The following is a 25588-nucleotide window of genomic DNA, read 5'->3' as shown; positions in this document are numbered from 1 at the left end:
TTTATACGGTTGGTGTGACAAGGTTGAGCCCTCCACCAGAATAGACGGAGAAATTCCGCTTATTTAAAAAATCCGCTTAAAAATCTCTTAAATAGACGGAAAAATTCCGCTTATTTGTCAAAAAAACATAAGATGAGCCCATTTTTCTTGGCATAAGCGGAAAAACTCCGCTTATTTCACAGCAACAGCCGCAGCCAATTCTTAATCGGGCAATAAGTCAGCGAACCTCACCAGGTCAAACCAATTCTTATGGTGATGAGCCCTATTTTCATCAAAAAGAGATTTTAAATCCAGACTGACAAAGGCTAATCTGGACATTCCACAAGCGAAATCAAATTTTTCCATGAAAAAGGGCCCTCATTAGGCCCGTTCATTATTTTTTCAATCGATACACTCTTGCTTCATAAGGCTGAAGCGTCAATTCATCGATGGATTCAGTTCCATCCACGCTGAGATTAGAGATCAGTAATTCCTTCGTTGAGTAACGGACACTTTCAGGAAGTTTGAAGACAGGATTCTGGTCACTGAAGTTGCAGATCACCAATAATTGATCATCCCCAAGTGTTCGCGTGAAAGTAAAAATCTGCTCATCTTCTTCCATTAATAAATCATATGTGCCGTACACGATTACTTCGTTTTGCTTTCTGAGTTGAATCAGCTTCTTATAGTAATAGAAAATAGATTCTTCATCTTTTAAAACGGCTTCGGTATTGATTGTCTCATAGTTAGGATTTACATTGATCCAAGGTGTTCCTGTTGTAAAGCCTGCATTCGGGCTGCCGTCCCACTGAACAGGAGTCCTTGCGTTGTCACGGCCGCGCTCATGAATTCCTTTGAAAATTTCTTCATGGGTCAAGGAATCAGGAGTTAAATCGCGATATGCATTCAGTGTTTCGATATCCCTGTAATCATTGATATCTTCGAATTTCACATTCGTCATGCCGATTTCTTCACCCTGATAAATATATGGAGTACCTTGCATCATATGAAGACATGTAGCAATCATCTTGCCCGATACTACTCTGTACTCATCGGAATCATTGCCCCAGCGTGAAATAGCCCGCGGCTGGTCGTGATTGCTCCAGTAAAGACTGTTCCAGCCTTCTTTTTCCAGCCCCTTTTGCCACTTAGTGAAGATTTCCTTCAGCTCGGTCAGCTTCCATTCACGCGGATCCCATTTGCCATATTGGCCATCACCAAGGCCAACGTGTTCAAAATGGAACACCATATTCAATTCATTTCGCTCCGCACCTGTATAAAGCTTGCCTTCTTCAACCGAAACACCTGGCATTTCCCCGACCGTGATCGTGTCATAACCACTGAGTGCTTCTTTGTTCATTTCCTGCAGGTATTCATGGATTTTCGGACCGTTCATATAATACTTGCTTCCATCCCCATATTTATGGCCTTCACGAACTTCTCCCTGAGGATAGCTAGTATCTTTTGAGATGAAATTGATGACATCCATACGGAATCCGTCAATGCCTTTATCCAGCCAGAATCGCATCATTTCATATACTTCGTTCCTTAACACAGGATTTTCCCAGTTTAGATCAGGCTGCTTTTTGCTGAAAAGGTGCAGATAATACTCGCCTGTCTGTTCATCCAGTTCCCAAACGCTCCCGCCAAAAGCAGCACCCCAGTTTGTTGGTGGCTCGCCATTATCTGTCTTTTTCCAGATATAATAGTCTCTGTATGGGTTGTCTTTTGACTTACGAGATTCCTGGAACCAGGCATGCTCATCGCTTGAATGGTTGACAACGAGGTCCATCATGATTTTGATTCCATATTGATGGGCTTCAGCCAGCATTTTATCAAAATCCTGCATCGTGCCAAACTCGTCCATGATATTGCGATAATCAGAAATATCATAGCCATTATCATCATTTGGTGACTTATAAACTGGAGACAGCCAAATGACATCAATTCCAAGCTGGCTCAAGTAAGGAATTTTTTCCGTTATTCCATTGATGTCGCCAACACCGTCACCATTGGAATCATTAAAGCTTCTCGGATAAATTTGATAAATTACGCTTTCTTTCCACCAGGTCTTATTCACATCAATACACTCCGATCAATTTTAAAAATCTAAACTACTAAGGCTCTGTTAAACTCGGCTGTTGATTTTCGTTCCAGGCGCTTCGCTTTCCGCGGGCAGTCGGGGAGCCTCCTCGGCGCTTTATGCGCCTGCGGGGTCTCCCCCTGACTTGCTCATCCCGCAGGAGTCTTCGCGCCTTCCACTACAATCAACAGGAGTTGAAAAACAACATTTTGCTATAACAGAGCCATTGCTAAACTTATTTTATCGAACCTTTCATCACACCGCTAATAATCCATTTCTGGGCAAAAATGTATACGATAATCATAGGCGCAAGAGCCATCAAATAAGAGGCAAATGCAAGGTTATAGTCCGTGCTGAATTGCGATTGGAAAATATACTGCACGAGAGGCAATGTCGCCATTTCTCGGTCACTCAGCAACACAAGCGGCAGCATGAAGTCATTCCATGCTCCAAGGCTCGTAATGATCGCGACTGTCGCATTCATTGGTGCCAGCAGCGGGAAGATGACCTTCCAGAACACACCCCAGGTACTTGCTCCATCCATGATTGCCGCCTCTTCCAGTTCAATAGGAATAGACTTGATATATCCGATGTAGATAAATACGTTAAAGGATAAATTGAACACAATGTACAGGATGATCAGCCCTACCAGATTATCCATTCCCCAGGCACTTGTCTGCTTTACAAGCGGGAGCATGATAATTGGAAACGGGATGAACATCGCACTTAAAAAATAGAAGAATAGAAACTTATAAAACTTCTTATGCATGTTCCTTGCGATCGCATAAGAAACTAGTGAATTCGTCAACACGGTGAAGATCACGACAAAAACGGTAACAAAAGCACTGTTCTTAAATGCGTTAAAAAAGTTTGTCATTTCGATCGCCTGTGCAAAGTTTTCAAATGACCATGTCTTAGGAAGCGCCAATAAATTCCCAGCCATTTCAGGCGGTGTTTTAAAAGCGATCGTAACCGTTAAATAAAGTGGAAACAGTATTAACAATGAACCTAAAATCAAGAGAGTGGTTATCAGCCAGCTATTTTTTTTGCGATTCATCAGTTTTCCACCTCTCTTTTATTTAAGAATTTCAATTGAATGACAGAGAAAATGATAATCACGATAAAGTAAATCACAGCATTGGCAGATTGATAGGCAAACTCTCCGCCTTCAAAACCGCCGCGGTAGATAAGCAGGGAAATCGATTCCGTTGATTTACCAGGTCCGCCGCCTGTCAATGCGACGATTTGGTCGAATACCATCAGGAAGTTTTTAAGCGATAATACCATATTGATCGTAAAGAAAGGTGCGATCAACGGAAAAGTGATCCTCCAGAACTTCGTCCAGACACCGGCTCCATCAATACTGGCTGCTTCATATAAATCCTCTGAGATCGTAACAAGACCTGCCAGATACAGAATAGTGTTAAACGAAACGGCCTGCCAAACTGCGACAAGGACAATTCCTAACCAGGCAAGATCAGGATTTCCAAGAATATTTCTGCTCAGGAATTCCCAGCCTAAAGCTTCACCAAGTTGCGGAAGAAAATGAGCAAAGATGAAATTAAAAATGAAACCTACAATTAAAATACTGAGAATATAAGGCAGGAAGTAAATCGCCCTAAGCGTTTTATGGAATTTGATTTTTGAATTAAGTCCTATTGCCACTGCAAGGCTGATAATGTTTACCAGAATCGTAGAAACAATGGCAAATTTAAAAGTGAACAGGTACGCATCACCGGCACGCCCATCATCAAATACATTTAAATAGTTTTTCAATCCTACAAAGTTCCAGTCCCCATACCCTTTCCAATCTGTGAAGCTGTAAAAAATCCCTTGCAATGCAGGATAGGTATGAAAAATGAAAAATAGAATAAAGGCAGGTATGGCAATGACCAGGAAAACATTACTCTTCTTATTCATGTTGACAACTCCTTTTTAGAAAGCCAGGGCATAAGACACCCTGGCTTCTTTGCGGATTAACGATTTTGTACTTTTTCCCACTCGCTGTCCATCTTTTTCAGGAACTTTTCCTTGTCTTTCTTGATCAGGAATTCCTGCACCAAGTTTTCAGCTCCCATTCCTGCTGGGTAATAGTGATCCGGGAAGCTTGTAATCGCACCAGTTTCAAAGTTTCCTTTGATTCCTTCAAAAACAGGATTTTCCTGGTATACACCTTCAACTGCAGAGAATGCTTTTTGCTCGTCGATATACTTTTTAGCTGTTTCTTGATCCATCATGAATTCAACAAACTTCATTGCTTCTTCTTTATGCTCTGTATCTTTGTTTACTGTAAGGAGTACGTCAACACCTGATACCAATTTATTTTTTGCAGGGTCGTTTGTAACCGGCATTGGGAACACTCCCAATTCCATATCAGGATTTGCTTTCAGGATTTCTGGAATAGCCCAGTTTCCTTGAAGATAGAAGACAGACTTTCCGTTGGCAAACGCATTATTTCCGTCACCATAGGCAACACCCATATTGTCCTTGTGGCCATATTTCACCAATGTCGCCATTTTATCCGCTACTTCATCATAGTTTTCAACGAATGATGCTTCACCGGCATTCTTCTTTTGTGCGAAATCTTCACCAGCTACATTAGCACCAAGGGAGTTCCAGGCAATCATGCCTGTCCATGCATCCTTCAATGTAAAGTAGATCGGAGTGTCTCCCGCTGCTTTCACTTTTTCCAGGCTTGCGACAAACTCATCCCAAGTAGTTGGAACCGTCAGTCCATGCTCTTCAAACTTTGCTTTATTATAGATAACAGCATTTGCATTAGTAGCATATGGAAGGCCAAATGTGCCCTTTTCTTCAGGTCCAACTAGACGGTTAACCATGTCAATATAGGAAGGCTGAACTTTCTTTTCCAGTTCTGCACCTGAGAAGTCTTCCAATACACCTGCACGCCCTAACTCACCATAAGTTGCGTTGCCGGCAATGGACATAAGATCCGGAAGATCATTTTTAGTCAGACGTGTCTTTAAAACGGTTTCCGCTTCAGGCGGTGCATCCAGCTTGATCTTGATATCCGGATTTTGCTTTTCGAATTCTGCTATTAACCCTTTGTAAGTCTGAATGCTTTCGGATTTATTAGAAAAAAGTTCTAGCGTAACTTTTCCATCTTCTGCTTTGTCTGAGGAACAGCCCGCTAGTAAAGATGCTCCCATTGCTAATGCCATTACACCTGCTGTCATTTTCTTAATCATGTATATACCTCCTAAGTTTTTACGCTCATTTACGTAAACGTTTACTCAAATGTCCTGAGAAAAAGAGAGCCATTAGATTCTCTCTTTTACACTTAATCTTTCAATTACTTTATGAGGCATAATCCGGCTTTCGGGGATTTCACCTGTTTCCAATATCTTAAATAACATTTGTGCTGCAATTTCTCCCATTTTAACCAGCGGCTGGCCAATGGTCGTGAGCGGCGGTATCGTCATTTCTGCAAGGTTTAAATTATCGAAACCAATGACGGACAGCTCTTCCGGAACCTTTATTCCCTGCTGGTAAGCGGATGATAATACACCCATTGCTATTTCATCACTTGCAGCAAATATGGCTGTTACATCCGGAAGTTGTTCTTTCATTTTTGGCAACCCAACGATCCCCTCACGAAAACCAAATCCTCTGCTGTTCACGATATTTCTCTCACCACAGGGAATCCCATGGTCTGCCAGAGCCTTCTGAAACCCGTCAATCCTCGGTTTCCCAGCCACTATATCATCCTTATTCCCGCTGATCATGCCAATTTCTGTATGACCTTTATCGATTAAATACATCGCAGCTGAATAAGCCGCGTGAAAGTCATTCACCTTAACGTAAGGAACGGGGAATGCATACGATTCTGTTGATAAAAGAACGATGGGAACTTTGGATTTCGTGACATATTGATAGTATTCATCCTTAAGGATTTCACTCGCAAAAACAATCCCATCCACTCGCTTTTCAATCAACAGCTGAAGATAGTTCATGGTCTTTTCACCATTTGATTCGGTGTGGCAGACAATGACGCTGGAACCGCTCTCATTTGCAGCCTTTTCAATCCCATCCAGCAGGTCTGTTACAAGTGAACTGGAGAGTTTAGGGAAAAGGACGCCGATTGTATGGGTTCTTTTATTGATCAACCCTCTGGCTACAGCATTCGGCGAGTATCCAAGCTCCTCGATGACCTTCATTACTTTAATTTTGGTCTTTTCCGAATAGCCTGCCTGGCCATTCAGAATCCTCGAAACGGTTGCAATCGAGACATTTGCTTTCTTCGCAACATCTTTAATAGTATAGGACATATCCCACCTACTTTATAAAAAATAAGTTAAATAACGAAAACGTTTACGTAGTCATAATAGCACTTTATGAAACCCCTTTCAATCCCTTTTTTGATTTTTCCATGTGAACATTTTGTTACTCCCAACATTCTTCCTTCCCATTTTTACCTTTTGGACGAGAAAAAGACCCTGTGCGGCAGACTATTTTCACTCGTCTGCTGCACAGGGTACAGTTTCGTCCAACTGCCTCAAAACCCCTCCTCTATCCCCTTCAACTCCTTAATGGCATGGGAACCTATCTTAAAAACATATGTATTTTATCCAAATAAAAAGATATATTTAACTTGGAGGGGAAATTTATGGAAAATAATACAAAGTTAGCTAGACATTATGATTTGGACTGGATAAAGGTATTGGCGATGCTGCTCGTGTTCCTTTATCATTGTTCAATGTTTTTTAATTCGTTTGATTGGCACATTAAAAACAACTCAATTAACCATACATATATCGAATTTTTCTCTCTGTTAGTGGGGAATTGGATCATGCCTATTTTCTTTGTAGTATCAGGAATGGCTACTTACTATGCATTAAGCAGACGAAATCCAAAAAGTTTTGTCAAAGAAAGGCTTTTACGGCTTGGTTTACCCTTGCTTTTGGGGATCTTTCTGCTGTCACCTCCCCAGGTGTATATTGAAAGAATAACGAATCATCAATTTGAGGGCTCATTTCTGGAATTCTTTCCTCATTACTTTGATGGACTCTATCTGGAAATGGGCGGTAACGGGAATTTTGCATTCTTTGGACATCATCTGTGGTATCTTTTAATGTTACTGTTATTTTCAGTCATTACGCTGCCTTTTTTCCTAAAAACTAAGGGAATGGCAGCTGGTAAGGAATTTAATATTCTTCATTATTTATTCATCCCTATCCCTTTATCAATCGCCGCTTTGACCGTCAACAATGTTGTAAATTTAGCGAGCTGGGGAATCATTTTTTATCTACTACTATATATTTTGGGATTTTACTTTTTTACGAGAGAATCATTGAGGGCGTTTGTCCGTAAAATAGGGATTCTAGCTGGAGCTATGAGCATACTGAGTACAGCTGCCTATATATCCTGGGTATTTTTCTTCGGATTCCCCATGGAGATTTCATTTGGTTGGGCAGTATTCATGCTGACCCGTGTCCTGCTGGTATGGAACATGATCTTCTTTATTCTCAGCTTAGGCGATAAGTATCTGAACGTTTCCAATAGAGCATTGAAATACTCGAGTGAAGCGTCTATGCCGTTTTATGTGCTTCATCAGCCTGTCATCATTCTGTTAGGGTTTCTCATCTATAACCTGGATTGGGCTGTACCTGTAAAATTGATTTTTTTAATCTCATCAGCATTTTTAATCATAATGGGCTTATATGAGTTGATCATTCGAAGAGTAAATATTCTGCGTGTTCTTTTTGGGTTAAAAGCAAACCGGCCTGGTGACGGACATCTTGTGCCGAATAATACCAGTACTTATGGCAGAAACTAAAATTGAATTACCCGGGAGACATAGGGCACGTGTACCTATGTCTCTCTTTAATTTCAAGTATAAAAAGAAGCATAAGGAACAGCCCGATGCCTCCTTACCCTCTATTTCAACTCTCGAATGGGAAACGAGTTTCCTATCCATGTCCCTCTTCACATGTCAATTGACATCTAGACTAACTGGCTTAGAGACATTTTTCTGTATAAAATAGACGACCAAAACTACCACTATACCTATTAAATCAGTCCAAAATGTTGGTATAAACATCATTATTCCTGCTATTAGCAAAGCTGCCCTCTGCAATATCGTCAGGTCTCTAATCAAAAACCCTTGTATTCCTGCCGCTAGAATAGGTATTGCAATGGCAAAGCTAATTACTGCATAGATTATTTCCCCTATAGATCCCTGTAATAGAATTTCTGGGAAATAAACAAATGTAAAGGGGAGAATGAATAGTAACAGACTGTATTTAACCCCCGTAAAGCCAGTTTTCATAGGATCTGCTTTTGCTATTGAGGCTGCTGCAAATGCTGATACACAAACAGGTGGTGTTACGTTAGAAATAGCTGAGAACCAGAATGCAATAATGTGAGCTGTTACCTTATCAATTCCAAGAGCAATCATTCCCGGGACGGTTATCATAGCTACAATTAGATAAGTTGCTGTTTGTGTTGCCCCCATACCAATTAAGGCTCCTACAAAAGCGACTAGCGCAATACTTATTAATACAATTCCACCAGATAACGAAACAACTAAAGAAGAGAATTTAGCACCTAATCCAGCTAAAACCATCCCTCCCATAATTATACCGAGCATACCAATCGAAGCACCTACAGACAGATTATTTTTTCCTCCAATCTCCAAAGCATCAAGAACTTCTTTGACTCCCATTCTCGTATTTTTGTTAATCCAGCTTAGTACAATAGTTGAAATAATAGCCCAAAATGCAGCTAGAGCCGGAGAGAAACCTAAAACTAATACGATTACGATCAAAGCTAAAGGGGCAAAGAAAAACCAACCTGACTTAAGAGTAATCCAAAAATCAGGGATTTCATTTTCCGGTAAACCCATGATGTTATAACGTTTCGCTTCAAAATGGACAGCACTTCCTACCCAATAAAAGTAAAGCAAGGCTGGTATTACGTTCATTAGTGCAATTTGCGTGTATGAAGTTTCCGTCAAAGTTGCCAGTAAAAAGGCACCTGCGCCCATTACTGGAGGTAAGAACTGTCCACCAGTAGAAGCCGCTGCTTCAATGGCACCTGCGACATGAGGTTTAAAACCAACCCTTTTCATCATTGGTATGGTAAAAGCACCTGTAGATACAACATTAGCAACTGAACTTCCACTTATTGAACCAAAGACACCGCTAGCTATAACAGCTACTTTAGCCGGTCCACCAGACCAACCTTTCGTTAATGATACTGCAAGTTTAATAAAGAAGTCACCCGCACCAGACTTTTCAAAAAACGCTCCTAAAATGATGAATGGCAGGACGTAAGTTGCAAACGTTTGTGTGATTACTCCAAAAATCCCTTCCATAGAACTGTAATTAAATTCTACTATTCGTTCAATGCTAAATCCTGAATGTGCTAAGTTACCAGGTAAATAAGGTCCGAAGTATAATTGAAGAAAAAAAACAAGGCCAATAATTAATAGTACATTCCCTAATACCCTACGTGTAATTTCAAAAAGGAGAATTATAGCAATGATTCCAAACCAAAAATCAAAGTCATTGGGCATCATTGCTCTGGTAACATAATTTTTATATTCCAAAATCCAATACCCAAAGGATAAAATGGTTAAGCCTATTAAAACAAGGTCATAAAATGGAACCTTCGTACCGCCACCTTTTTTTCTGACTAGAGGATAGATCATAAAACCTAGTGCCAAGTTAAATAATAAATATAATCCTCTATGTAGTTCTGTAGAAACTAGGCCTATTCCGGCTGCATACAAATAAAAGAGGGAGAAAGCAATAGCGGTGTATCGAAAAGCCATACTCCATGGCCCTTGCAAATTCCTTGTCTGCATAGAGATCCTCTCCTAATAATAAAATTAAGTTTATAAGAAGGCCCGGCATAATAACATTAGGGCCTTCTCAGTTTGTACATTATTTTAAATTGTTTTTATTATAATAATTGACTGCTCCTGGATGAAACGGTACACCAAGTTTTTCGAAATTTTCAATATCGGGTGTTAGTTCAGACCATAAAGGGTAACCATCCACTAATGTTTTACGATTATTCTCATCCATTGCTACTTCAAGGATTTTCTCTACAGTTTCATCATCAACATCTTTATGAGCTATCCAATAAACTGTAAACATCGGCATTTGAATTTCCTGATCGATTCCTTTATAGGTATTAGCCTTTAGTTGACCAGTTGTATAAAAACCTGTTTCTTTCTCAAGTTGATCCATTTCCTCATCACTAAATGGGATAATTACAATATCGGAGGTTTCCGCAAGCTCTGTTACTGCACCTGATGGAGCGCCACTTTGACCAAATGCGTCTATTCTGCCTTCTTTTAAGGCTGTTCCAGCATCAGCAAATGATAAAAACTCCCTTTTAACATCAATACCTAATATATTTAGAATAATATCGGTATTATACTGCGCGCCTGACCCAGGAGGCCCTACTGAAACTTTTTTCCCCTTCAAGTCAGCCATAGATGTAATGCCTGAATCTTTCATTGCGACAAAGTAATGCGGGCTCTCATATGCTTTTGCAATCCCTCTGATCATTTTCTGTTCACCTTGATCCTTGAATGTATCAGTTCCATTCCACGCTTCTTTTATTAACGACCCATAAGTTAATCCGAAGTCAAGTTCTCCATTTGCTATTCCAATTACATTAGCTACAGATGCACCTGTAGAAACATTAGTAACATTAATTCCTGGAAGTTCTTCAGATAATAGGTTGGCTAAAACTCCTACCATATAGAAGTAAACTCCACCAGGTGCACTTCCACCAAATGATATCTGCACGTCTTTACCTGTGTTTTTATTCCCTTTGTCATTTTCGGAAGCGCTTTCATTTGAATTTCCACTAGATTGATTTGTAGCTGCACACCCCATTAATAAGGCTGAGAAAATGAGTACCAAAATTAACAATAATCCTGAATACTTTCTCATAAGGACCCCCCTAAATTTTATTGGCTAGACCAATTAACCATAATTAGATTAAATCAGATGAAAAAATCAAAGTCAATAGTTTTTAAACAATTTAGAATATTATAACTAATAAATCAAACCTGAGATAAACCACTTGTTTTTCCGTTACGAAAAGTGATTGACAATTTTTTATAAGTATATTTATAATTTAATTGGCTAGACCAATTGACCAATAATTTAATTACCCGTTTATTATCAGTGATTTATCAGCGTAAAAAACAAATCATTTACAATGGGAGGTAAGTATATGTTTTTCGTAACTTTTGAATATAACGGACTAACAAAGGCTGGGGTTTTAACTAAAGATCACAGCAAGATAATTGCACTAGGTACAGCAGAGGAATATTTTTTCGGAACAAATAAGTTAGATGTTTCTTTATTGGAAATAGTAAAACACGGCGAGGAACTTATTGGAAAAATAAACGAAATAATCTCAAATGTTGACACTAATGATAATTATCCCTTTTTATTACAACTAGAAGAAGTAACTTTAAAAGCACCTATTCCAAGGCCTGAAAAAGATATTTTTTGCTTAGGGAAGAACTACAAAGAGCATGCATTGGAATTTGAAAAAACTAAGGATGAAAGTATTGCAGTCCCTAAGTATCCTGTAATCTTTTCGAAATCTGTTACTTCTGTTAATCATCCTGGTGAAGCAATATTTAGTCATCAAGGTATAACTACTGAATTGGATTATGAGGCAGAATTAGCTGTTGTTATCGGCAAAAGAGGTACCAATATTCCGAAAGAAAATGTTATGGATCATATTTTTGGCTTTACGATCATTAATGACGTTACTGCTCGCGATTTGCAGAAAAAGCATTCTCAATGGTACCGGGGAAAAAGTTTAGATACCTTTGCTCCTATGGGTCCTTATCTCGTTCATAAAAGTTCGGTTCCAAACTATGATAACCTTGATATTAAATGCACTGTAAATGGAGAGATTAGGCAGAATTCAAATACTAGCAAACTAATTTTTGATATTCCAACTACAGTTTCCGTATTATCTGATGGAATGACTCTAGAGGCAGGAGATATTATCGCAACCGGTACTCCTTCTGGGGTTGGAATGGGCTTTAATCCACCTAAATTTCTTCAACCTGGAGACTCTGTTGAAGTAGAAATAAGCGGTATTGGGATTTTAAGGAACACGGTTATATAAAAGAAATTATCCAATTTATTAATAGTTTCTTTCCTTTGTATGTGATATTAGATAAAATCATTATACTAGGAGAGGAAAGGTGATTGATTATTGATGTTTTCTCCAATTCAACAAAATAAGGCTTTTCTCCAAATAGCTATGCAAATAAGGAATAAAATAGAAGAAGGACAATTTCAGGATGGTGACCGTCTTCCTCCAGAACGGAGTCTTGCTGAATCCTTTGGAACAAGTAGAGCCACTGTTAGAGAGGCTCTTAGAGCACTTGAAATTATTGGGCTAATTGATAGTAGGGTCGGACAAGGGACTTTTATTAAGATTTCTTCAATTTCTGAAATAGATAAACTTATTTCTGAAATTGAAACCCAAACAAGCCCGTTAGAAGTCTTTGAAGCGAGGATTGCGTTAGAGCCATATTTAGGTAAGCTTGCTGCTTTAAACGCTAACCAAGAGGATATAACTTTTTTAGAAAAGTGTCTTAGCGAGATGAAAAATAATCAAGATAAGTTTACCGAATTTGAACATTGGGATGGTCAATTTCATCAAGGGATCGCACAAGCAGCAAAAAACAGCTTATTGATTAAATTTACAACATTAATAAATAATGTTCGAATGGAGACCTTATGGGGTTCTATAAAAAAGAGGAGCTTAACTCCTGAACGAATAAATATATATCATCAAGAGCATCAATTAATTCTTAATTCTATAAAGGAAAGAAACTCTTCACTAGCCGCAGAAATGGTTAAAAAACACATACTAACAGTGAAGAGGAACTTTTTTGAAGATGAGGATTTATACTAGTTATAACATTAAAGAAAAGAGGCTGACACGGTCATTAAATTTGACCTTGTCAGCCTCCTTCTTTTTGCCCTAAGTAATTTACATTAATCTATTACGACTTCCGAAAAGGAAACATAAGAACGAAACCATTTCATATCCTTCCAATTTTCATCTATATCCACATTTACCCATATACAATTCGACTGGTTTTTACTAGAAATCCTTCCCATTTCTTTAATCTACTATTATCCCTGTGTTAACCTAGTAATAATAGAAAGGAGTGGAGAAGTGAAAAAACTATTATTGTTAATTTGTTCTGTGTTTTTGTTCAGCGTCTTTACCCCTAACGCAAATGCGAGTACAGAATTTACAGATGTACATTCAAGCTACAATTTCTATGACGAGGTCATGTATCTGTATGATCGCGGGATTATTAGTGGCTATGGTAATGGAGAATTTAAGCCAAATGCTGTTGTAACTAGAGATGCTGCTGCCGCAATGATTGGCAGAGCGTTAAAGTTAGATGGCACACAAAGAAACACGACCTTTTCTGATGTGGGTGCAAGCAATTATGCATCCGGATTTATAGATTCGGCGGTTAAGCAGGGAATTATCAGCGGATATGCTGATGGCACATATAGGCCAAAGGAGCCGGTTACACGCGGGCAAATGGCTATTTTCCTGGCCAGAGCATTTAAGTTAAGTAATGAAGCAAATGTTTATTTTTCAGATGTAAGTCCTAGTATTACTGCATACTCGTCGATTAAAAAGATTCTCGCCTTTGGCATCACGACAGGATATGCAGACAATACCTTCAGACCCAATAAACAGCTGTCTCGCGGAGACTTTTCTGCTTTCTTAGCTAGAGCTTTAAATGATAGTTTTAAAGTCGAGCCACCTGCCTCAAGCGGTAAATTAGCTGTTCACTTCCTGGATGTTGATCAAGGAGACAGCAGTCTATTAATTACTCCAAACGGTAAAACAATTCTAATTGATGGCGGTAAGCAAACTGCTGGTGAAAAGGTTGTTTCTTACCTTAAAGCAGCTGGCGTAACTTCGATTGACTATCTGGTAGCAACTCATCCGGATGCCGATCATATTGGCGGGTTAATCCCGGTGTTAAATCAAATTCCTGTTAAAAATGTAATCGATAGCGGAAAATCACATACTTCGCAAACATACATGGATTACTTAACGTTGATTGATCAGAAGAACATCCCTTTCCATGTTGCCCAAACAGGTGAATTCATTGATGTAGACCCTGCAATCAAAGTTCAAGTATTGAATAGTGGCGATGGTTCTTCAGATAATAATGAGGCATCCGTTGTATTGAAAGTAACTCACGGTTCAAAATCTTACCTATTTACTGGGGATGCAGGGATCCAAGCGGAAGCTGACATGGTTTCCAGCTTTGATGTGAATGCTGATGTACTTAAAGTTTCGCATCATGGATCAGAGACAGGATCTTCCCAACTGTTCTTAAACGAAGTTACTCCAACATGGGCAGTATTGTCTTTTGGCGAAGGGAATAGTTACGGACACCCAGATAGCGTTGTGGTGAACCGACTAACAGCTATGGGCGCAACAGTTGTACCAACAACCAATGGAGATATCGCCTTTGAATCAAACGGTTCTTCCATACAGCTGATTAAAGGTGTTCCAGGAACTGAACCTCAGCCAACTCCCAATACTGGTAAAATCGATATCACCAATCTAGACTTAAGCCAAGAAATCGTTACATTGAAAAATATCGATACAAGTGATGTTCCGATGGATGGCTGGACATTAATAAGTGTTGATGGAAATCAGCAATACGAATTCCCAAGTGATTTTGTCTTGAAGAAAGGTGCTTCGGTTACTGTGACAACTGGAAGAAGCGCTTATGAAAGCAGGCCGACTCATCTTCTTTGGACTACAGCTTATACCTGGGATAATAACGGGGACGCCGCAAGGCTCGTAGACCCACAGGGGACGATAATTGATGAACTTGCCAGGTAAGTACACACTCGATCGATTTGAAAAAGATATGGCTGTACTGTTGTTTAGAGATGATGAGACTAAAGAGGTTTTACTCAGTAAAGAATCATTACCCTCAAACGCTGCTGAAGGTGACCTCTTATTTGTTAAATTTAATGAGGATGGCAGTGTACAGCATGTAAAATTATTAGAAGAAGAGACTGAAGCTGCAAGGAAGAAGGTTGAAGACCTTTTAAACAAACTTAAGAAAAAGTGAGCAGGGGTTCTCCTGCTCACTTTTTTGGTGTCCTGCCGCATAAGAACTGTCAAGCTTCAGACAACTTTTCGTTGGTTTACACTATTCTTGTCCGAAGTCGCCTCAGGTTCAGACAACTTTTCGTTGGTTGCCTCCATTCTTGTCCGAAGTCGCTCCAGGTTCAGACAACTTTTCGTTGGTTGCCACTATTCTTGTCCGAAGTCGCCTCGGGTTCAGACAACTTTTCATTGGTTGCCTCCATTCTTGTCCGAAGTCGCACCAGGTTCAGACAACTTTTCGTTGGTTTCCACCATTCTTGTCCGAAGTCGCACCAGGTTCGGACAACTTTTCATTGGTTGCCACTATTCTTGTCCGAAGTCGCCTCAGGTTCAGACAACTTTTCGTTGGTTGCCTCCATTCTTGTCCGAAGTCGCACCAGGTTCGGACAACTTTTCATTGGTTTCCTCCATTCTTGTCCGAAGTTGATTCAAGTTCGGACAACTTTTCGTTTGTTGCCCCCATTCTTGTCCGAAGCCTCTCCAGGTTCAGACAACTTTTCGTTGGTTTCCACTATTCTTGTCCGAAGTCGCCCCAGGTTCAGACAACTTTTCGTTGGTTTCCTCCTATCTTGTCCGAAGTCGTCTCAAGTTCGGACAACTTTTCGTTGGTTTCCACTATTCTTGTCCGAAGTCGCCTCGGGTTCAGACAACTTTTCGTTGGTTTCCACTATTCTTGTCCGAAGTCGCCCCAAGTTCAGACACTTTCCCTTCTTTTCTCTCTAGACTTGTCCGAAGTCTTCACAATTTCGGATAAGGTTCCATCAAGGTGGACAATCTTTCTGAAGGCTTTAAAACTCCACGCTTGCTTGTCTCGAGCTGACCCGTACCAATAGTTCCTGATCGTATTATACAAAGAAAAAACCTGAGCACCAATTTTAGGTGTGTGCTCAGGCCTTTCATTTCTCTTCAATCAAATCTGCAACAAGGATATATCGCTCTGGGGCATCGCCAATAAAATCAAAAGGATAACAGGTTGTGACGGTCAGTGTGGCGCGAGGTTTTGGAACAATTACTGTTCTGTCGTCTGCATCCACAATGCGGACTTTCCTGACCTTGTAGGTGAATTCTCCTGCTTCTGTCGAGACGACGAGCAAGTCTCCTTTGCCAACATTGCCAAGCTGGCGAAAAACAGTATCACGGTGGCCGGATAAAACAGAATTATCCTTTTCACCTGGAAGCACGCTGCCGGCGAAATGCCCTACCCCTTTTTCAAGCTCATCTTCATCAGTTCCATGATAGATGGGCAAAGTGGCGTTGAGTTTAGGAATGGCCAGGTTACCGATCATTTCTCCTTTTTCAGGCCTCTCGGAATAGAGGCTGGCAGGACTCTCTTGCATTTCTCTATCTGCCGTTTGATCAGGGTTATCGGCAAGGACGACCTCTGTTTGGGGTTCACCAGTTTTAAAAAGCCAATAGCCCTTCATGAATTTATAAGCGTTTGTTCCGCTGAACCAGAAACCGAGTGCGATTATGACAACGGATAAGGAAAGAAGAACCAGCTTTCCGGTTCTTCTCTCTTTCATATATTTAAACACGTTTAACTTTCACTTTCCTGAATACAATAGCTCCCAAAAGAATCATAGCTAATCCAGCCATTGTATTTTGCAGGTAATCTGAAGCGGTGTTTGGAAGTTTGCCGCCTTTGACAGTTTTAACAGGTGCTTTGGCTGCAGGGGATTTCTCTTCAGCTTTTTCCATTTCTTCTGCAGCATTTTTCACTTCTTCAGCTGCCTCAGTTGTATCTTCCAGGTTTTCTCCGGTTTCTTGCATGAATTCAGAGTCGAACATTTCCTTCGTGATGACCATGTCAGCCAATAGGTCACCATTGGCTGAAAGGATTTTTACCATTAAATCCGCTCCATTGGTAGAAACCATTTGCATAAGGGAAGCAAATAAAACAGGAGACTCGACGCCATCCTTAACCAAGTAGTATTCTACTTTCAGATCCAACAAAGTAAGCAAGCCATCCCAAATGTCAATGAATTCGGCAATGTCTTCAGCTGAAAGATCAGCTGCACTATCAAACTCAGGGAAATCCATTAATCTTGCACCGTATTCCTCGAGCGCTGTGAAAAATTGTTCAGGATCGAGGTCAGGATTTTCCATAATCGCAATCACATGATTGGCAAGTTTATTGGCTTCGGCAAGCGATAGACCAAAAGAATCCAAAGTGTTGATCAAATCATCCTTAGATTCCATGAAGTAGTGTTCAGCTACCGCAAATTCAAGGTCTTCGATATATTCATAGTTTTCGATTGAATCATCATAAGAATTCAAGAAAGCTTCCAACTCTTCAATCGATGCAAATTCATAATCTTCAAGAAGCGTTTGCAGGCTTTCGTCAGTAATAGGAGTCAATTCTTCAGTGTAAAGCCATTCTGAGACACTGAAATATAGATCATCGTAAAAAACGAATTCTTCCAATGTTGCTCCATTTTCCTCAAGCAACAGGTTGAATTCTTCCTCTGTCATGTCAAAATCAGCAAGCAATTCCTGGAGATTTTCTTCATCGAGCTCAGCTCCCAGGTAGTCTGTCAACTCTTCCAGTGTTTCAAACTCTTCCAAAGAGTAATCATGCCAGTCTTTCATATAGGCAATGAACTCCTCCTCAGTCATACCGATTTCCTGGAGATAATGTTGGAACTCCTGATCCTGTGGGTCAACTGCAGCAAAAGCAGCAAACGGAAGCAGTCCCAATGTTAATGTGAAAGCCAAAAGAATAGATAAAACGCGCTTCAAGTAATTCTTCCTCCTACAATTCATATATAGTACAGAAGAATTATATAATTATAATAATAATACAGATAGTGGATATTAATGGGATAAAACAGAGGAACCATTCTTCTCCCGCCTTCTCACTCCCCGGACACCAAAATGAGAGTTGGAGGGCCTTTTCCTTGCACTAATTCACCCCTTAATAACCATTTTTTTGATATGATTCTACTAAAGTAAAATGCAATTGGGGTGATTTAAGTGGAATTAGAACATCAGATTACAGAATCAGAGACAGACAAAGCAAGAGCTTTTATAGGAAATAAAGCGGACGTTTATTTCAAGAAGTGGGGATTCACTGAGGACATGCAGACTTGCCGGTTGAACCTGTTAAAAGAATTTCATGGAACTGGGCAGCGGCTCTATTTAGCGGTGCGTGGCTGGGTTACCGAAAGATGTACAAGGAAGCTATCATTTATCTTTTAGTCTTAATGACCGTTTCTTCACTTCTAGGGGTTGCCAATGAGTTTACGGTATTAGATGTAGGAGTATTTGTGATAATGGGGTTATTGGGTAACAGGCTTTATTTCCACAAGGTCAAAAGAGAGCTAAGCAAAGTCGGACCTGATGATAACGCCCTTGAAAAGTTATCAGCAGCAGGTGGTACAACGTGGCTCGGTGCCTTGGGCATTGCATTTTTAGGTGGTTTCATGGGTATGATCTTCGGAGCAATTTTTAACTGGTAGAGGATGTGTATAATATCCTCTTTTTTTGCTGGCATTAAGATTCAGCACTTTTTTTATCCGAGATTCCAAAAGGCTTTTACAAAAGTTAGGCCCTAATTCCTTGAGTTGAATGAATATGGTGAAAATGTGAAAGAAACCAAAACTCCGCACCCTTCAGGTCGCCTTCCAAATGGGACACATCCTGCCCCTTTTCCCGCTTCATTATTGGCTCTGAATTCCGATATTAAATGTGAGGATGCTCTATTAAACTCTCCAGCTGCTCTCCATAATTCTATTTGTTTCACCTTCCGAATGAGACACAAGAACCGTCCCTTTGTCGTGCCTTTGTACTGTTCAAATAATCTAAAAGGGGTTTGTTATGCGTATTTTTTTGTCTTTATTTTTATTGTTTTCCATTTTTCAACCGTTAAGTACCGAGGCTGCTGTCTGGGATGATGGTACGTATTCCTATGAGGATGTTTCTAATGAGATTAAGAGATTGAAAGGTACATATCCTGATTTGGTAGATTATCATTCGCTTGGGAAAACTTCTTATCAGAGAGAGGTCTGGGCAGTGAAGTTAGGAAAAGGAAAGCGAACGGTTTTCCTGAATGGTTCTCACCATGCCAGGGAATGGATCACTACTCAATTGATTATGAAGATGATTGAGGAATATGCTAATGCGTATCAAAAGAACTTGCTTGTCGGTAAATACAATGCTCGTGATATTTTAGATGAATATACAATCTGGTTTGTTCCTATGGTTAATCCAGATGGTGTGACGCTGCAGCAGCGGGGCTTATCTGCATTCCCAACAACGGTTCATTCAAAGCTAATAGCAATGAATAAAGGAAGCAGAGATTTTACCCGCTGGAAAGCAAATGCCAATGGTGTTGATCTGAACAGACAATACCCCGCGAAATGGGAAAGTCCAAGTGAAGCCAGTAAACCCTCTTGGGCAGGTTATAAGGGACAAAAACCTTTCCAAGAAAAAGAAGTGCAGTACATAAGAGATTTTACCTATAAAATTAAACCTGATATTACAACTGCCTACCATACATCAGGCGAAATGATTTTTTGGTATTTTTACAATAAGCAAAAAACAAGAGATTATAAGCTTGTAAAAGAGCTGAGCAATATTACCGGATACCGGATTATTGGCACGGATGTAAAGCCAAGCGGCAGAGGCTATACAGATTGGTTTATTCAAGAGTTCAATAAACCAGGATTCACACCGGAATTAAGCCCTTATGTCGGGAATCGGCATGTGCCTCAAAGCAACTTTCCGAAAATCTGGGACAAAAATAAAACAACTGGCTTATGGATGGCAGCGAAAGCAGGAGAAATTTTTCCAGCGGAATCTGTATATCTAAGCGCTAAAATGAAATTCGACAAATCTTACACTCTCTATACAACACCATCTTTCGACTCGATTACGTCGAATAAGATAGCTTCAGAGATTGTGAGTGCCAAGAGGAAACAAGGAAATTGGTATCAGATCGGGACTTCACTCGGGGATCGCTGGATATATGTTTCAAATAATGAGGGTATGTTATATGGTCAGAACTTTTGGGATGTGCCTGTTTCTTATTGGGCACGCGAGTCGATCGACTATACGTATGAAAATAAGTACATGGTAGGCAATGGGTCTTATTTCTTCCCTAATAACTCGGTTACAAGGGCGGAAGCCGCTGCGGTCATCTCAAGGGTTTACTCTCTGATAGCGCCTCCTTCTACCGGTAAAACCTTTTCGGATGTCCAACAATCATATTGGGCTTACGAATCTATCGAAGCTGTAAATGCCAGGGGGATTATGAATGGGACAAGCAAAGGAGTATTCAGCCCACATGCACCTGTGACCAGGGAGCAAATGGCAGCGATGATAGGAAGGTTATTTGGTGAGGAAATACCAGATGTGACCGAATCTCCTTTCTTGGATGTCAGTCCTGCTGCATGGTCAGCCGATTCCATCGCTTTTGTAAAAGACCGCGGCATTTTCTTGGGGGATGGCCAAGGAATCTTCGGTCCACAGGAAAAGTTAACGCGCGCACAGTTTGCAGCATTAATCACAAGACTTAAAACAAATTACAATCTACAGGAAAATACAGAAACCGATAAAGCAGAGGAGACTCCCGTACAAGAAGAACCAGGAGAAACAGAAGCTCTTTCTGAAGATGTAGAGGAAACTTCCGGGCAACAAGAACCAATTCCAGAAGATGAAACACCTACTGTGGATATAGGGGAAGACCCTGTACAAGAGCAAACTTCTGTGGATTTAAAAGCAGAAGAACAAACACCTTCTGCAGATGCAGAAGAACAGCCAGCACAGGATGAATTACCTGCTGGTACACAAGAAGAAACTCCTGCAGTTGAAGAAGTACAAGAAGGTATAATTGAAGATGGAGAATCAACACAGGAAGGATCAGAGAAGACAGAAAACAGAGTAGAGGACGACCAACAAGAAGATTCACTTGGAAAGGAAGAGCTTTCTGACGAGAAAGTTGCTTCATAGTTATTCTGTATGTTTGACTGCTAGCTGAAAAATAAATGGCAGGATGAGCATTTAAAGCAGCTCATCCTACCATTTTCCATGTGTCTCTCTATATATCCATAAATGAGAAAATTTCATTTCCCTGTCATAGTTCCTACAAAAACATCAGCAGCACACACTTTCGCAACACCAATGAAGCAAAGGGTCGTCCAAATTCCACATGATCTCTCTTAAAAACTTTAATTTTTATATTATTTGAATATGTTATATTTTTCCTAATTATTGTATTATTTAAATTAGTATTTAATGTATTCCTTAGTATTTAAATATACTTAAATCATTTTCAATCTTTATAAATTTCTCAGGGGGTCCATAGAGAAGATGGGCGTATTCAAATCAATCATTACATTCGGTGCATCAAATAGAATAGAAAAAAGAGTAAATGAATTTAATGTTATTTATAATGAGTATGAAGCCTTATACAATAAAATGGAAGAAATCAGAAATGAAATCAATAGTGTCCTTGAAAAATTAATAAAAGCTAAAGTTGACTCAGTTAAATCATTAAACAAGATAAACAAGATTTCTAAAAACTTATTAGAAGAAGATAAGATTATATTAAACAAAAAAATAGAATCAAACGTAAAGCATTATACTTTTAGTAACATAAAGCACACTCTTTCAACCGCTAATGCAGTAATTAACACTACAGGGGGAGTCACTGCTGGGGTAGGTACAGCTGTTGGAGCATGGGCATTAGTTTCATCAGTAGGAATTTCTTCAACCGGTACCGCAATTGGTGGGTTGTCGGGGGTTGCAGCATCCAATGCTACTCTTGCATGGTTTGGCGGTGGAGCCTTAGCTGCTGGTGGTGGGGGAACGGCAGCAGGAGCTACTGTTTTAGGGGGATTATTTGTAATTCCTATTATTGTTGTTTCTGGCATTCTTAGTCATCGCTCTGCCAACAAAAAGATTAAGGAACTTGATGAAAAAACAATTGAAATAAATAAAGCTATACGGAAAATTAAAGAGAATTTACCAACGCTTGAATCCATATACATTAGTAGCATTACACCTGCAAAAAAATTAACACTATCTCTTGAGAAAGCTCGAGAACTATTTGAGGAAGAGTATAACCGTATTTACAAAGAGATTTACAAAATCCCTGTTATAACTCGTGTTTATAAATGGTTTAGAAAACTTTTTGTAAATGATGGTTATTTTAATGATAGAGATCTAGAATTAATTGCTTACATAGGTATGCTAGCAAACGATTTAGCGGAACTCATAAACACAAAAATTTTTGATGAAGAATAAATAGAGAATTCTAGTCATCCAAAATGATATGGATATAGGCACAAATAAGAATGGGTAGGGGCGTTCCTCTCAAAACAAAATTCTCCTCCATATCTAATGCACAAAAGCTTTAGAATAAACTCACTTCAACCTTTTCAGCACATGTCCCATTTATTATCACTATTTGTCCCAACAGAGAGTCCAAAACAACACCTATACAGGCAGTACAGAAGTAAAGTGGTTCGTCTAAGATGCCTTGGAAAGGATGATTTAATGTCTATTTATCAGAATATCTTTCATTATTATAGAGGGCAGTCTAAGAACAGTTCTGAAGCGTCTCAAGTTTTACAAGTTGAAAATAAAGTAACGAAAGCTTTTTTAAATGTTTTGCAACATTCATCTTATGAATTGACTTTAGCTTTTCTAAGATTCCTAGGGTTGGAGCTTCTTTCTGGTGAAGAGCACTTTGAATATCTCCATCAAACTAGTTCACAGTTACCCAAAGCCACTCCTTTTGCTGCCATCGTTGGAATTGCAGAAAGCAAAGAGTTAAAGGTTGGAACATCTAGGCAGTATGGCATCCCTGATGGGGCCATCATATCAAAGGAAGTTTCGCTCTTAATTGAAAATAAAATAGGTTACAACTCTTATTTGGACGTAGAACAATTAAATCGACATAAAGCTATTTTTCCTCCAAATCAAGTGGTCAAAGTACACCCCATTATTTTAACCTGGAAAGAGGTACGAGATTTTTTTAAAAAACAATACAAGCCTTTTGAGGAGAAATCCGATATACTCACATGCTTCTTGCTAGAACAGTTTGAGGAGTTTTGTACCATAAACTGTATAGGAGACAAACAAAAATCAAAAGAATATTTCTTTTTAAGATTTGAGAAGGCAAAAGCAAGAGAACTTGCTCGACATATCGATTCGTATATATGGAATAGTCCTGAATTTAACGTAATAGATGCTGGAACAAATGATGGGATAGGATATAAAATAGCAGGGAAACCGAAATTTGCAACTCTAACCACTCAAAGACAAAGATGTTTGATCTTACATATTGGGCAAAAAGAGCAAAAGCTGGGGTTACAAATTCAATCTGAAATAGACAAACAACTGGGGATTCAATATCCAAGAAGGACTATGAATATTTCAAATACCCACACGAAGCATATATACGTCTAGAGTGGGTAGATAGCTTCAATCAAATAGAGCCTTATATAAAAATGGCCTATAAATGCAGGGAATAAAACTAGTCACTGCTCACTCAACCTTCCTGCTTTTCCACAAGCATAGGGAAGCCACCCTATGCTTCTTCCCCCCCACGCTTCAATTATTCATCCATTCTTTTGCTTCACCTGCAACTCCATTGTTTCCTCCAACCAATATATGTTTCTCACCTTTCAAATCGGAGATTGTCCGAGCAAGGGAATCATTTTCATCTTGCTACTTTTAAAGTTGCAAACCACTCTCCCTACTCCCCCTCTTTTATCCCAATACTAACCAGCAGATTAGTGAAAAATGCTGCTCGTTCTGGGATTTGGCTGATGATGATGTGTTCGTTTCTTGCATGGATTCCGTCTCCAATGGTACCGAGGCCATCCAGGGTTGGGATTCCCATGTTGGCTGTGAGGTTTCCGTCACTTCCTCCTCCAACCGAAGCTTCTTTTAACTTGAAGCCTTCTTCTTTTGCTGCTTCTTTGGCGGTTTGGAATAGATCTTTTGTATCTTGATTTCGTTCCATCGGCGGGCGGGAGATGCCCCCTTGAACGTCGATACTTGTGCCCTCTGTGAAAGGTGTCAGCCCATGAATTATTTCATCAATTCTTTCCTGTTCTTCACTTGTTCCCGCTCGGACATCAATGCCAATCTCTGCATGGTCAGCCACGACATTAAGCTTGCCTCCGCCTTTAACAAATCCCACATTGACGGTGGTTCCAACGTCGTAATCTGTTAATGACTCTAAAAAATCGATGGCCTTGGCAGCCTCTTGAATAGCGCTAGCTCCTTCATGATGGTTGTTGCCAGCGTGGGCAGCCTTGCCTGTAATATCAATATAATAGCGCGCTGATCCCTTTCTTTCCGTTTTTAAGGCACCCGTCCGAACAACGGGTGGTTCCGTAACTAATGCATAATGGCAATCCTTCGCTATCTCTTCAATGACATAGCGTGATTTCGGACTGCTCACCTCTTCATCACTGGTAAAAAGGTACACAATTTTCTTTGACAATGGAATATTCAATTCCTTAATGGCCTTTATTGCCCAAACCGCCTGTACCAGACCGCCCTTCATATCCAGAATGCCAGGTCCGTATGCAAGATCGCCCTCAATCTTAAACTCTAAATCTCCAGGCTCCCATACTGTATCAAAATGGGAAAGGATTAAGATGGTTTCGTCACCTTCCCCGAATTCAAATTTCAGATGATTTCCGTATTTCTCTTCTTCCATCACTTCTGCCCGTTCACCAAAGTAGCGATATAAAAGCTCCTGAATCCTCTCTCCACACTCATCCACGAGTTTTTTATTTAATGACGGAGAATCACTTTCAACCAGAAACTTCATATCATCTAAAATCTCTTGCAAATGGTCCTCCATAAACTGCCTTATGGAATCCATTAATATCACGCTGCTTTCTTATATTTATTTGATAAAGGCTGCATAATATCTATGCAGCTCCGGAATATTACGATTTTACTATTATAACATTTACAAATTGCTTAGGGGGACGGTTTTCCTGCATGTTTTACTCTATTCAAAAAGCTCGATTGCTATTAAGTAATCGAGCTTGTTAATTGGGATTATTGGTTTTGGTTGGATTTTGATAACCGGACCATCAACAAACTATTTTGACTTCCGATGGAACGTAAGAACCGTCCCTGTGTCCCGCGAGTGTGTTCGATGACTCTGATTTTACTTAAAATCCTTGTTGGAGTCCTGGGGCAAATCGATGCACGATTTGACACTCCGTATCATACCAAGAGTTAAAATTTTTATCTTGTTTAACTAAATTTCTGTTATAATCTTCCTTGGTGATATTTATTGAACTTTTTTAATAATATAATTCTTTCAAGAAATTCAGCTATATTTCTTATTAGTATCTATTTATTTACTCCATTAAT

20 protein-coding genes are annotated in these 25588 nt (G+C 39.7%); 10 read left to right on the top strand and 10 right to left on the bottom strand.

Annotation, left to right across the window (positions count from 1 at the left end; translation table 11 throughout):
• Positions 1-373: 373 nt before the first annotated feature.
• The 5 genes from J7E35_RS11405 to J7E35_RS11385 all read right to left on the bottom strand — a co-directional run bounded on the left by J7E35_RS11405 (position 374) and on the right by J7E35_RS11385 (position 6351).
• Complete coding sequence (locus J7E35_RS11405; protein ID WP_214779804.1) at positions 374-2059, bottom strand: glycoside hydrolase family 13 protein; 1686 nt, start codon at positions 2057-2059, stop codon at positions 374-376.
• A gap of 238 nt (positions 2060-2297) precedes the next feature.
• Entirely contained in the window at positions 2298-3119 is an 822-nt protein-coding gene (locus J7E35_RS11400; RefSeq protein WP_214779802.1) for a carbohydrate ABC transporter permease, read from the bottom strand.
• Positions 3119-3982 carry a carbohydrate ABC transporter permease gene (locus tag J7E35_RS11395; RefSeq protein WP_214779800.1) on the bottom strand — a complete coding sequence of 288 codons (864 nt, stop codon included), beginning with the start codon at positions 3980-3982 and terminating at the stop codon, positions 3119-3121. Before J7E35_RS11395 ends, J7E35_RS11400 begins: the two co-directional genes overlap by 1 nt.
• 56 nt (positions 3983-4038) lie before the next feature.
• The gene (locus tag J7E35_RS11390; RefSeq protein WP_214779798.1) at positions 4039-5271 is read right to left on the bottom strand and encodes an ABC transporter substrate-binding protein; all 1233 of its coding nucleotides are present in this window, start codon (positions 5269-5271) and stop codon (positions 4039-4041) included.
• A gap of 72 nt (positions 5272-5343) precedes the next feature.
• Positions 5344-6351 (bottom strand): LacI family DNA-binding transcriptional regulator, encoded by a 1008-nt coding sequence (locus tag J7E35_RS11385; RefSeq protein WP_214779796.1) that lies wholly within the window; start codon positions 6349-6351, stop codon positions 5344-5346.
• A gap of 338 nt (positions 6352-6689) precedes the next feature.
• Here J7E35_RS11385 and J7E35_RS11380 point away from each other — a divergent pair, with 338 nt between their 5' ends.
• Complete coding sequence (locus tag J7E35_RS11380) at positions 6690-7859, top strand: acyltransferase family protein (protein ID WP_214779794.1); 1170 nt, start codon at positions 6690-6692, stop codon at positions 7857-7859.
• Between the two features lie 156 nt (positions 7860-8015).
• Here the strand turns inward: J7E35_RS11380 and J7E35_RS11375 are convergent, their stop codons facing one another.
• Both J7E35_RS11375 and J7E35_RS11370 read right to left on the bottom strand, forming a co-directional pair.
• Entirely contained in the window at positions 8016-9890 is a 1875-nt protein-coding gene (locus tag J7E35_RS11375; RefSeq protein WP_214779792.1) for a TRAP transporter permease, read from the bottom strand.
• Positions 9891-9969: 79 nt separating this feature from the next.
• A complete protein-coding gene (locus J7E35_RS11370) occupies positions 9970-10992 on the bottom strand; it encodes a TAXI family TRAP transporter solute-binding subunit (RefSeq protein ID WP_214779790.1) in 1023 nt (340 codons plus the stop codon).
• 286 nt (positions 10993-11278) lie between these two features.
• On the opposite strand from J7E35_RS11370, the gene J7E35_RS11365 reads away from it, so the two are divergent.
• The 4 genes from J7E35_RS11365 to J7E35_RS11350 all read left to right on the top strand — a co-directional run bounded on the left by J7E35_RS11365 (position 11279) and on the right by J7E35_RS11350 (position 15203).
• Positions 11279-12193, top strand: a complete 915-nt coding sequence (locus tag J7E35_RS11365; protein WP_214779788.1) for a fumarylacetoacetate hydrolase family protein — start codon at positions 11279-11281, stop codon at positions 12191-12193.
• 93 nt (positions 12194-12286) lie between these two features.
• Positions 12287-12991 (top strand): FadR/GntR family transcriptional regulator, encoded by a 705-nt coding sequence (locus J7E35_RS11360; protein WP_214779786.1) that lies wholly within the window; start codon positions 12287-12289, stop codon positions 12989-12991.
• Positions 12992-13294: 303 nt separating this feature from the next.
• The gene (locus J7E35_RS11355) at positions 13295-14968 is read left to right on the top strand and encodes an S-layer homology domain-containing protein (protein ID WP_214779784.1); all 1674 of its coding nucleotides are present in this window, start codon (positions 13295-13297) and stop codon (positions 14966-14968) included.
• On the top strand, positions 14952-15203 hold the full coding sequence (locus J7E35_RS11350; protein WP_214779782.1) for a DUF3006 domain-containing protein: 252 nt from the start codon (positions 14952-14954) through the stop codon (positions 15201-15203). The genes J7E35_RS11355 and J7E35_RS11350 overlap by 17 nt, the downstream gene beginning before the upstream one ends.
• Positions 15204-16137: 934 nt before the next feature.
• On the opposite strand, the gene J7E35_RS11345 is transcribed toward J7E35_RS11350, so the two are convergent.
• Together J7E35_RS11345 and J7E35_RS11340 are read right to left on the bottom strand one after the other, a co-directional pair.
• A complete protein-coding gene (locus J7E35_RS11345; protein WP_214780077.1) occupies positions 16138-16764 on the bottom strand; it encodes a class D sortase in 627 nt (208 codons plus the stop codon).
• 4 nt (positions 16765-16768) lie between these two features.
• Positions 16769-17980 carry a processed acidic surface protein gene (locus tag J7E35_RS11340; RefSeq protein WP_214779780.1) on the bottom strand — a complete coding sequence of 404 codons (1212 nt, stop codon included), beginning with the start codon at positions 17978-17980 and terminating at the stop codon, positions 16769-16771.
• A 234-nt stretch (positions 17981-18214) separates the two neighbouring features.
• On the opposite strand from J7E35_RS11340, the gene J7E35_RS11335 reads away from it, so the two are divergent.
• The 5 genes from J7E35_RS11335 to J7E35_RS11315 all read left to right on the top strand — a co-directional run bounded on the left by J7E35_RS11335 (position 18215) and on the right by J7E35_RS11315 (position 23653).
• Complete coding sequence (locus tag J7E35_RS11335; RefSeq protein WP_214780095.1) at positions 18215-18439, top strand: hypothetical protein; 225 nt, start codon at positions 18215-18217, stop codon at positions 18437-18439.
• The gene (locus tag J7E35_RS11330) at positions 18352-18699 is read left to right on the top strand and encodes a DUF2628 domain-containing protein (RefSeq protein ID WP_483297659.1); all 348 of its coding nucleotides are present in this window, start codon (positions 18352-18354) and stop codon (positions 18697-18699) included. The genes J7E35_RS11335 and J7E35_RS11330 overlap by 88 nt, the downstream gene beginning before the upstream one ends.
• Positions 18700-19057: 358 nt before the next feature.
• Positions 19058-21190 carry a M14 family zinc carboxypeptidase gene (locus J7E35_RS11325; protein ID WP_214779776.1) on the top strand — a complete coding sequence of 711 codons (2133 nt, stop codon included), beginning with the start codon at positions 19058-19060 and terminating at the stop codon, positions 21188-21190.
• 360 nt (positions 21191-21550) lie between these two features.
• Positions 21551-22486 (top strand): hypothetical protein, encoded by a 936-nt coding sequence (locus J7E35_RS11320; protein ID WP_214779773.1) that lies wholly within the window; start codon positions 21551-21553, stop codon positions 22484-22486.
• Positions 22487-22738: 252 nt separating this feature from the next.
• Positions 22739-23653 (top strand): hypothetical protein, encoded by a 915-nt coding sequence (locus J7E35_RS11315; protein WP_214779771.1) that lies wholly within the window; start codon positions 22739-22741, stop codon positions 23651-23653.
• 289 nt (positions 23654-23942) lie between these two features.
• On the opposite strand, the gene J7E35_RS11310 is transcribed toward J7E35_RS11315, so the two are convergent.
• Positions 23943-25052 carry a M20 family metallopeptidase gene (locus tag J7E35_RS11310; RefSeq protein WP_353050361.1) on the bottom strand — a complete coding sequence of 370 codons (1110 nt, stop codon included), beginning with the start codon at positions 25050-25052 and terminating at the stop codon, positions 23943-23945.
• Positions 25053-25588 lie beyond the last annotated feature (536 nt).

Source organism: Bacillus sp. ISL-45 (assembly GCF_018613195.1).
Lineage (GTDB): Bacteria > Bacillota > Bacilli > Bacillales > Cytobacillaceae > Mesobacillus.
Note: the sequence above shows the minus strand (reverse complement) of the source record. Positions and strands in the feature narration are given on the sequence as shown.

Bases quoted from the DNA above. Each gene is read 5' to 3' on its own strand.
- J7E35_RS11400 (WP_214779802.1), bottom strand. From the start codon at position 3,119: ATGAATCGCAAAAAAAATAGCTGGCTGATAACCACTCTCTTGATTTTA.
- J7E35_RS11395 (WP_214779800.1), bottom strand. From the start codon at position 3,982: ATGAATAAGAAGAGTAATGTTTTCCTGGTCATTGCCATACCTGCCTTT.
- J7E35_RS11390 (WP_214779798.1), bottom strand. From the start codon at position 5,271: ATGATTAAGAAAATGACAGCAGGTGTAATGGCATTAGCAATGGGAGCA.
- J7E35_RS11385 (WP_214779796.1), bottom strand. From the start codon at position 6,351: ATGTCCTATACTATTAAAGATGTTGCGAAGAAAGCAAATGTCTCGATT.
- J7E35_RS11380 (WP_214779794.1), top strand. From the start codon at position 6,690: ATGGAAAATAATACAAAGTTAGCTAGACATTATGATTTGGACTGGATA.
- J7E35_RS11375 (WP_214779792.1), bottom strand. From the start codon at position 9,890: ATGCAGACAAGGAATTTGCAAGGGCCATGGAGTATGGCTTTTCGATAC.
- J7E35_RS11370 (WP_214779790.1), bottom strand. From the start codon at position 10,992: ATGAGAAAGTATTCAGGATTATTGTTAATTTTGGTACTCATTTTCTCA.
- J7E35_RS11365 (WP_214779788.1), top strand. From the start codon at position 11,279: ATGTTTTTCGTAACTTTTGAATATAACGGACTAACAAAGGCTGGGGTT.
- J7E35_RS11360 (WP_214779786.1), top strand. From the start codon at position 12,287: ATGTTTTCTCCAATTCAACAAAATAAGGCTTTTCTCCAAATAGCTATG.
- J7E35_RS11350 (WP_214779782.1), top strand. From the start codon at position 14,952: ATGAACTTGCCAGGTAAGTACACACTCGATCGATTTGAAAAAGATATG.
- J7E35_RS11345 (WP_214780077.1), bottom strand. From the start codon at position 16,764: ATGAAAGAGAGAAGAACCGGAAAGCTGGTTCTTCTTTCCTTATCCGTT.
- J7E35_RS11325 (WP_214779776.1), top strand. From the start codon at position 19,058: ATGCGTATTTTTTTGTCTTTATTTTTATTGTTTTCCATTTTTCAACCG.
- J7E35_RS11320 (WP_214779773.1), top strand. From the start codon at position 21,551: ATGGGCGTATTCAAATCAATCATTACATTCGGTGCATCAAATAGAATA.
- J7E35_RS11315 (WP_214779771.1), top strand. From the start codon at position 22,739: ATGTCTATTTATCAGAATATCTTTCATTATTATAGAGGGCAGTCTAAG.